Annotated in this window: 6 protein-coding genes, 1 other RNA gene and 1 pseudogene; 1 reads left to right on the plus strand and 7 read right to left on the minus strand. The window is 63.2% G+C overall.

Annotated features, from left to right (window positions below; translation table 11 throughout):
• A partial coding sequence (dnaX, locus tag FFS27_RS23155) for a DNA polymerase III subunit gamma/tau (protein ID WP_137952228.1) occupies positions 1-765 on the minus strand: 765 nt, incomplete at its 3' end.
• Between the two features lie 36 nt (positions 766-801).
• Between dnaX and FFS27_RS23160 the strand changes: the two genes are divergently transcribed.
• The gene (locus FFS27_RS23160) at positions 802-1668 is read left to right on the plus strand and encodes a substrate-binding periplasmic protein (RefSeq protein ID WP_021264554.1); all 867 of its coding nucleotides are present in this window, start codon (positions 802-804) and stop codon (positions 1666-1668) included.
• Between the two features lie 178 nt (positions 1669-1846).
• Here the strand turns inward: FFS27_RS23160 and FFS27_RS23165 are convergent, their stop codons facing one another.
• The 6 genes and pseudogenes from FFS27_RS23165 to FFS27_RS23190 form a co-directional block, all read right to left on the minus strand.
• On the minus strand, positions 1847-2929 hold the full coding sequence (locus FFS27_RS23165; protein WP_003133016.1) for a type I restriction endonuclease: 1083 nt from the start codon (positions 2927-2929) through the stop codon (positions 1847-1849).
• A gap of 293 nt (positions 2930-3222) precedes the next feature.
• Positions 3223-3319, minus strand: an RNA gene (gene ffs, locus FFS27_RS23170) — signal recognition particle sRNA small type.
• Positions 3320-3429: 110 nt separating this feature from the next.
• Positions 3430-3807, minus strand: coding sequence for a hypothetical protein (locus tag FFS27_RS23175; protein ID WP_003083354.1), 378 nt, complete (start codon positions 3805-3807; stop codon positions 3430-3432).
• Positions 3808-3852: 45 nt separating this feature from the next.
• Positions 3853-6237 (minus strand): NAD-dependent DNA ligase LigA, encoded by a 2385-nt coding sequence (gene ligA / locus FFS27_RS23180; RefSeq protein ID WP_021264553.1) that lies wholly within the window; start codon positions 6235-6237, stop codon positions 3853-3855.
• Between the two features lie 92 nt (positions 6238-6329).
• Positions 6330-7199: a cell division protein ZipA gene (gene zipA / locus FFS27_RS23185; RefSeq protein WP_003110778.1), complete on the minus strand. Its 870-nt coding sequence runs from the start codon at positions 7197-7199 to the stop codon at positions 6330-6332.
• 165 nt (positions 7200-7364) lie between these two features.
• Positions 7365-8949: pseudogene (locus FFS27_RS23190) on the minus strand (chromosome segregation protein SMC); the annotation flags it as partial.

Consider the following 8949-nt stretch of genomic DNA (forward strand, 5'->3'; position numbering starts at 1 on the left):
GGCCTGGAGCACGCCATAGACCTGGCCGTGATCGAGGGTACCGAGCATCGCCCGCACGTCTGCGGCCAGCACCTTGCCCTCGCCGAAGGCGATGGCCTGGTCGGTCAGGCTCATGGCGTCACGCATCGAGCCGTCGGCGGCGCGCCCGAGCAACCACAGGGCGTCATCCTCGAAGGGCACGTTCTCGGCTCCGAGCACGTGGGTCAGGTGCTCGACCACCCGCTCCGGCGGCATGTTCTTCAGGGAGAACTGCAGACAGCGCGAGAGGATGGTCACCGGCAACTTCTGCGGGTCGGTGGTGGCCAGCAGGAACTTGACGTGCGGTGGCGGCTCCTCGAGGGTCTTGAGCAGCGCATTGAAACTGTGCGACGAAAGCATGTGCACTTCGTCGATCAGGTAGACCTTGTAGCGTCCGCGGGTCGGCGAGTACTGCACGTTGTCGAGCAGCTCGCGGGTATCCTCGACCTTGGTCCGGCTCGCGGCGTCCACTTCGATCAGGTCGACGAAGCGGCCTTCGTCGATTTCGCGACAGACCGAGCATTCGCCGCACGGCGTGGAGCTGACCCCGGTCTCGCAGTTCAGGCACTTGGCCAGGATCCGCGCGATGGTGGTCTTGCCGACCCCGCGGGTACCGGTGAACAGGTAGGCATGGTGCAGCCGCTGGTTGTCCAGGGCGTTGATCAGAGCCTTGAGCACATGGGTCTGGCCGACCATTTCACGGAAGGAACGGGGACGCCATTTACGCGCAAGAACTTGATAACTCATCGAAAACCGTCGCAGAAGGGAAGCACAAGTCGGCCAATGCTAGCGCAATTTACCCCTTCTGCGCTCGCCGACTTGGCAAACTGCGTGCTAAGAATTCCCCTGGCCCTTCAGCAGCCCTCGTCGGTGGCAATGACTCTACCTTCCCTGACATCGTTCATGCCTCATTTCGGCGCACCGGCGCTGCTCCTGCTGCAGTTGCTCGCGGCCCTGCCAGCGACGGCCGCGGAGACCGACGCGTCGCCATTGCGCTTCTCGGTGATGGAAAGCTGGAGCATGCCGTTGGTCCGCCTGCAACGGGGCCAGCCGATCGACGGCATCGTCTACGACATCACCCGCTCCCTGGCCCGGCAGGTCGGCCGCAAGGCGCTTTACCACCCCTACCCGCGCGGGCGCATCGAGCAGGCGATGACGGCTGGCGAAATCGATGTCCGCTGCTACATCAGCCCCGCCTGGCTCAGCCACGACTTCCCCGGCTATCGCTGGAGCGTCGCGCTGCTGGTGCAACGCGACATCCTGGTCGCCCGCGAAGGCTTCGCGCCGATTCCCGAGGCGCTGCCGGCCCAGCGTATCGGTACCGTCCTCGGCTACAGCTATCCCCGCTTGCAAGCGCTGTTCGACATCGGCCGACTGCGCCGCGACGATGCGCGCACCCAGGATCTGGTGCTGGAAAAGCTGCGCGCCGGCCGCTACCGCTACGCGGTCAGCCATCAACTGTCGCTGCACTGGAGCAACCGCCAGGCGCCGGGGCAGCCGCCACTCCAGGAAGCCGCGCAGCTCGAGGAAACGGCGGTGGGCTGCCTGGTGCGGGATTCCGCGGAGGTTCCGGTGGAAGCGATACTGAAGACGTTCGAGGAAATGAAGCGCAGCGGAGAGATCGAGGAGATACTGCAGCGCTACCGATGAGAGCGTCGACGGCCTGCGAAAAATGGCGGGCCTGAAATGGAGGCGGCCCCGCCAGTAGCTTCCTAACGCCGGCAAGGCATCACCCGACGCCAACTGGTATCGCCTCAGGAACGGGGCGAAGTAATACAGGAAATGAAAAAGCCCGCTAGTCAGCGGGCTCCTATTAGCAGCACGCAGCTCATTCGTAGTAAGCAATGGAGCCCTTGAGCTGATCTGCGAATGTGTAGATGTCATCCAGGGAGGAGATAGGATGACGAGTTTCGTTCTTCTCTTGGTCGAACAGGCCAATGTACTTCTGACTACGATTAAAGTGAAGCCTGCAAATCGGCTTCCGGTTGTTATCGTCCAGCAACACGCCGAAGTAGCTCTGCGTATCGCGATGCACAATCCGCTTCGCATCAACGACAGCCCGAACAATAGCCTTAACGATATGAAACCCCTCCAGCTCCTCCAGCGTGGTGTGGACTCGGTCATCGTCAGTATTGCTTTCAGCCTGAGATGCCATGGAAGGCTCTGCGGGCGCCATCGTGATCGCCGGCTGAATTGCACCGCTCATGGCCGACTTCAAGCGGTCGTTGACCTGATCTCCTAGAAATTGAGACGCAGCCTTTCGGGTTAGAACACCAAACTGCTCTCGCACCTTCTGCGTGATGATTCCGTCGTATACGCGCGCAGCGAAAAACCTCACGAAATCGTCGTCAGGCTGATTGAACTGATTGGCCATTTCCCGCTTGATCTGACTCACGTACTTCAGCTCCCCAGCCGCATTGATGATCGAATCAACATCGAATGCAGCCTTGGTTAGCTTCTGGAGCTCGGGCAATACGTGCTCATCAACATCCAGCAGATCAAGCTCCAGGAACGGCTTTTCGTCCATCTTGTTGGGAGCGTCTAGGTCCGTGAAGAACTTGTAGACCTGCCCGTTAGTGAGGATGGAGATTCGGGCACTCGTGACGTGGAAGTAGCGGAAAAGCTGGCTGGCATGATTGATGTGCAAAGGCTCACCGATCTTCTTGCACTCAATCAGAATCTGAATCTGGCCATCCTTCAGAATGGCGTAGTCGATCTTCTCGCCTTTCTTGGTACCGATGTCGCAGATGTATTCAGGCGTCACCTCGGACGGGTCGAACACATCGTAGCCGAGCACAGAGTTTATGAAGGGCATCACCAAGGCAGTCTTGGTGCCTTCCTCCGTCTGGATCGCCCCGCCTTGCTGTCGAACCTTGGCTGAGAGTGCATTCAGTCGCTCTACGAATTCCATGTCACGCTCCTTGTTGAGAACACATTCATCGTAGTAACAGGCATCGATACTGGCAATTGGCAAGCACAGCCCGCCAGTTGACCCAGCTCAAAGGCAGCAGCGAAGGCTTCGGTACGGACAGCAGAGCACCAGCTCTACAGCGATTCAGCGGTATGACGGCCTACATCAGAGAAAAGCGGACGGCTAGAATCGCCCTTACGGCGCACCACACAGGTGTACCAGGGCGCTGTCACACTCAGAGTTTTTCAGGAGAGGAAGTCCTTTAGAATTAAGGACCTACGAAATGGAGGCGGCCCCGCCAGCCACACCCCGGCACACAATGTTCCCGCTGTGGCTGCTTCCTTCCGGACCTGACCAGGTTGACGGGTAATCGTTGCGGGAGGACCGACAGGGCCACCATTGCAGCCTACCCTCGGGTAGGCCGCGCCATTCTACCGGCTTGCGCGTAAGTTACAACCACTTCAAGCACTTACGTTTGCAATCCATTTCGCGAAAGCGGTTCATTGCTGCTGGATCAGACCCTCCGGCGGCGGCTGGGTCGATACGCTCAGCTCGGTATCGACATACAGGTCCAGGGTGCCCCAGCCCGGCTTGGTGCTGAACGACGCATACTTCTCCTCACCGCGATGGAAGGAGAAGGCGATCCGGTAATCGCTGCCGCCGAACAGCTTCACCGGAAACTCGCGGACCTGGCCGGGCCGGATCTCCCCGGAGAAGGTTTCCACGCCCTGCTCCTTGTAGCTGTAGGCGATCGGCGCCGAAGCCTGGCCACTGTAATGCAGCAGGATGCGCGGCCGCTCGCTCCAACCCACGTAGGCGCCGAACAGCACCACCAATGCGAGCACGCCCAGCAACCGCTGCTTTCTTGCCTTGTCCATCGTTCACTCCAGTCTTCGGAAATCTTTCGCAGCAGCGCCGCCGCTTCAGCGGGCGACGCCGTGCTCGTCGAACAGTTTCAGCAGGCCGTCTTCGTCGAGCACCTTCACGCCCAGCTCGTTGGCCTTGGCCAGCTTCGAGCCGGCGCCGGGCCCGGCGACCACGCAGTGGGTCTTGGCCGACACCGAGCCGGCCACCTTGGCGCCGAGCCCTTCCAGTTTGTCCTTGGCCACGTCCCGGCTCATCGCCTCCAAGGTGCCGGTCAGCACCCAGGTCTGCCCGGCCAGAGGCAGGCCTTCGACCGCCTTGCGCTCGCTCTGCCAATGCATGCCGAACTCACGCAACTGCGCCTCGATGGCCAGGGCACGCTGCACGTTGGCCGGCTCGTCGAAGAAATCGCGCAGGCTTTTCGCCGCTCGCTCGGGCAGACGCTCCACCTGGCGTAGATCGAGCCAGTCGGCGCGGATGATGCCGTCGAGCGAACCGAAGCGGCTGGCCAGCTTTTCCGCGCCGGTGGCGGCGATGAAGGGAATGTTCAGCTTGTCGATGAAACCGGCCAGCGAGGCACAAGCGGCGAACTCCGCGGCGACCTCGCCCTCTTCCTGCAACTGCACGCCATGTTCGGCATCGCGCAACTGGGCGATCACCTGGCGGTTGTGCTCGTCGGCGAAGAAGTTGTGGATCTCGTAGGCCACCTCGGCGCCGACGTCCGGCAGGTAGGTCAACACTTCCGGCAGCGCCTTGCCGATCCGCTCGAGCGAACCCAGCGAACGCGCCAGCAGCTTGGCGGTTTCCTCGCCGACGTCGGGAATCCCCAGGGCGAAGATGAAGCGCGCCAGCGAAGGCTTGCGGCTGTCGGCGATGGCCGCCAGCAGGTTGTTGGTGGACAGCTCGGCGAACCCTTCCAGCTCGAACACCTGTTCATAGGTCAGGGTATAGAGATCCGCCGGCGAGGCGACCAGCCCGCGATCCACCAGTTGCTCGACGATCTTGTCGCCAAGACCGTCGATGTCCATTGCTCGGCGCGATACGAAATGGATGATCGCCTGCTTCAACTGCGCCTGACAGGAGAGGCGGCCGACGCAGCGATAGATAGCGCCCTCGCTGATCGACTCCCTGCCCTTGCTGCGCTTGACCAACTGGGTCCGCTCCACGGCCGAGCCGCAGACCGGGCAATGCTCGGGTACCTCGATCGCCTGCGCATCCGCCGGGCGGCGCTCGAGCACCACCTGCATGACCTGCGGAATCACATCGCCAGCACGGCGGATTACCACCGTATCGCCGATGCGCAGGTCCAGGCGGGCGACTTCATCCATGTTGTGCAGGGTCGCATTGGACACCGTGACGCCGGCCACCTGCACCGGCTTGAGGCGTGCCACCGGGGTCACGGCGCCGGTGCGGCCGACCTGGAACTCGACGCCCAGCAGCTCGGTCAGCTCCTCGCGCGCGGGGAACTTGTGGGCGATCGCCCAACGCGGCTCGCGCGCGCGGAAGCCCAGTTCGCGCTGGAAGGCGATGCGGTTGACCTTGAACACCACGCCGTCGATCTCGTAGGCCAGCGCATCGCGTCGGCGACCGATGTCGTCGTAGTAGTCGCGGCAGGCCCGGGCGCCCTTGACCAGGCGCAGCTCGCGACTGATGGGGATACCCCAGCCGCGGAACGCCTCGAGGATGCCCACCTGGGTGTCCGGCAGCGTCCCGCTGACCTGGCCGAAGCCGTAGGCACAGAACTCCAGCGGGCGACTGGCGGTGATCTTCGAATCCAGCTGGCGCAGGCTGCCGGCCGCCGCGTTGCGCGGGTTGGCGAAGGTCTTGCCGCCGGTTTCCACGGCCTTGGCGTTGAGCGCCTCGAAACCGGCCTTGGACATGAACACCTCGCCGCGCACTTCGAGGATATCCGGCCAGCCTTCGCCGTGCAGCTTCAGCGGTACGTTGCGAATGGTGCGTACGTTGCTGGTGATGTCCTCGCCGGTGCTGCCATCGCCGCGGGTGGCGCCGCGCACCAGTTGGCCGCGCTCGTAGAGCAGGCTGACGGCCAGGCCGTCCAGCTTCGGCTCGCAACTGTACTCGACCTCCGCGCCACCGCCGAGCAGGTCGCCGCCAGGCAACAGGTCGGCCAGTCCTTCGCGTACGCGGCGGTCGAAGTCCAGCAGGTCCTGCTCCTCGAAGGCGTTGCCGAGGCTGAGCATGGGGATCTCATGGCGCACTTCGCCGAACGCCGAGGCCGGCGTGCCGCTGACCCGCTGGGTCGGCGAGTCGGGCGTCAGCAGTTGCGGGTACTCGGTCTCCAGCGCCTGCAACTCGCGGAACAGGCGATCGTATTCGGCGTCGGGAATGCTCGGTTCGTCGAGCACGTAGTAACGGTAGTTGTGAGTGTCCAGTTCGGTTCGCAGTTGCGCGATGCGTTCGGCGGCAGCCTGGGTGTCGGTCATGGTGGGAGTCCGTGAAACGAAAAGAGCAGCCTCGGCTGCTCTATAGAGTAGTTCGCCCCCTCTCCCGCACGAAGAAAGGGGCTGTGGCCGGATCAGCGCTTCTGCATCAGGCTGCGGCGCTCATGGTCGATGATGCGCTGGCGGTAGTGCTCGATGGTCTGGGCGGTCAGCACGCTGCGCTGCTCGTCCTTCAGCTCGCCGTTCAGCTCGTGGGCCAGCTTGCGCGCGGCGGCGACCATCACGTCGAAGGCCTGCTTCGGATGGCGCGGCCCCGGCAGGCCGAGGAAGAAGCTCACGGCGCGGGTGCTGAAGTTGTCGATGTCGTCCAGGTCGAAAGTGCCCGGTTTCACCGCATTGGCCATGGAGAACAGGATCTCGCCATTGCCGGCCATGCTTTCGTGGCGATGGAAGATGTCCATGTCGCCGAAGCGCAGGCCGCTCTCGAGGATGTTCTGCAGCAAGGCCGGCCCCTTGAAGCCGCTTTCGTCGCGGGCGATGACGTTGATGATCAGCACCTCGTCGACCGGAGCAGGTTCGGCGGCGACCGCAGGGGCTTTCTCCCGCTCTTTCTCCTTGCGTCCCTTCGACTTGCCCTTGCGTGGCTCCACCGGCTCGGCGGCATCGCTCGGGTCCGCCTCCAGGGCCAGCCCCTCGTCGAGGTCCAGATCGCCCTGGCGCGGCTCTTCCTGGCGCTTGCCGCCCTTGCGCTCCTTGGTTTCGCGGGCGCTGACGCTGGGCAGGTCCTGTTCGTCGAAGGACGGCTCGCGATGCTCGACCACCCGCGCCGGCCCCAGCAGTTCAGCCGAGTCGCCGTCGTCGTCCGGCAGATTGGCGAAACTGCGGTCGAGCTTGAACTTCAACTTGCCCTTGCCGCCCCGCATCCGCCGCCAACCGTCGAAGAGAATGCCGGCGATCACGATAAGCCCGATAACGATAAGCCATTCGCGCAGACCGATATCCATGTAATTCCGTAGCCCCTAGTGAAAATGGTGAATAAAAAAATGAAAAAAGGACGTCCTGTCCCTTGAAACGTGGAGCCAACCTTGTTCTGACAGAACTTTCCCACGCGATACAAAAAGTGGCCATTAAACTAACATGCCCATGCACAAGTTTACACTGCCTGACACTCAGGCTTCAGCCAATGCGACCGCCTCTTCCACGTCAACTGCAACAAGCCGTGAACAGCCCGGCTCATGCATGGTCACGCCCATCAACTGATCGGCCATTTCCATGGCGATCTTGTTGTGGGTGATATAGATGAACTGCACCTTTTCCGACATCTCCTTCACCAATCGCGCATAACGTCCGACGTTGGCATCGTCCAATGGCGCATCGACTTCGTCGAGCATGCAGAACGGTGCCGGGTTCAACTGGAAGATGGCGAATACCAGCGCCAGCGCGGTCAGCGCCTTTTCCCCGCCGGACAACAAGTGGATGGTGCTGTTCTTCTTGCCCGGCGGGCGCGCCATGATCGCCACACCGGTATCGAGTAGATCTTCGCCGGTAAGTTCCAGATATGCCGTACCGCCGCCGAATACCTTCGGGAACAATGCCTGAAGGCCAGCATTGATCTGGTCGAAGGTTTCCTTGAAGCGATTGCGGGTTTCCCGGTCGATCTTGCGGATGACGTTTTCCAGCGTCTCCAGCGCTTCGGCCAGGTCGTCGTTCTGCGAGTCCAGGTAGCGCTTGCGCTCGGACTGCTGCTGGTACTCCTCGATCGCCGCCAGGTTGATCGGCCCCAGACGCTGGATGCGCGCCGCGAGACTCTCGAGACGCTCCTCCCATTCGCGTTCACTGGCATCCAGGGGCAGGTTGGCCAGTACCGTGTGCAGGTCGTAGCCGTCTTCGGCGAGCTGCTCCTGCAAGGCTTTGCGCCGCACCACCAGCCCCTGCCACTCCAGGCGCTGCTGCTCCAGCTGGCCACGCAGCAGTTGCGATTGCTGCTCGGCCTGGCCGCGGCGCTTCTCCACCTCGCGCAGTTCGCGATCGGCGTCTTCCAGGGCCAGCCGCGCCTGCTTGAGTTCGTCCTCGACGGCCATCCGTCGCTCCAGCAACTCCTCGAGCTTCATGCGCAGCTCTTCCAGCGGCGCCGCACCCTCCTCCAGATTGAGGTTGAGCTGTTCGCAACGCTCGTTGAGGCGCGCCGACTGCTGGTCGAGGCGCTCCAGAGCCTGCTGGGTGGAATTGTGCTGCGCCCTCAGCGAGCCGACCCGCACCGCCAGTTGGTGCGCATGGTCCTTGTGGGTACGGGCATCCTGGCGAATCCGGTCGAGCCGTTCGCGCAGGGCGTCACGCTCCGCCAGCAGGGTTTCCCGGCGCTCGGTGTCCAGCGCCATGCTATCCAGCGCTTCCTGCAGGGTCAGGCGCGCCTCGCTCAGTTGCTCCTGTTCCAGCGCGCGCTGCTCGGCCAGTTCCGCCACTTCTTCGTCGAGACGGCGGCGACGCAGTACCAGTTGCTCGACCTTGGCCTGCTGCGCGGACAACTGCGCCTTCAGCTCGCCGTGCCGGCGCCCCTCCTCCTGGACCTGGCGCCGCACCTGCTCGCGCGCGCCTTCCAGCTCGCGCTGCTCGTCGCGGGCCGCAGCCAGACGCTCCTCGCCTTCGGCGACACGGGTTTCCAGGGCCTCCCGCCGCTCCTGCAACGCCTCCAGTTCCTGGGCGCGGGCGAGCATGCCGCCCTGGGCCTCGTCGCTGCGCCGAACCCGCAGGAAG

This window comes from Pseudomonas sp. 2VD (assembly GCF_005503585.1).
GTDB classification, from domain to species: Bacteria; Pseudomonadota; Gammaproteobacteria; order Pseudomonadales; family Pseudomonadaceae; genus Pseudomonas; species Pseudomonas aeruginosa.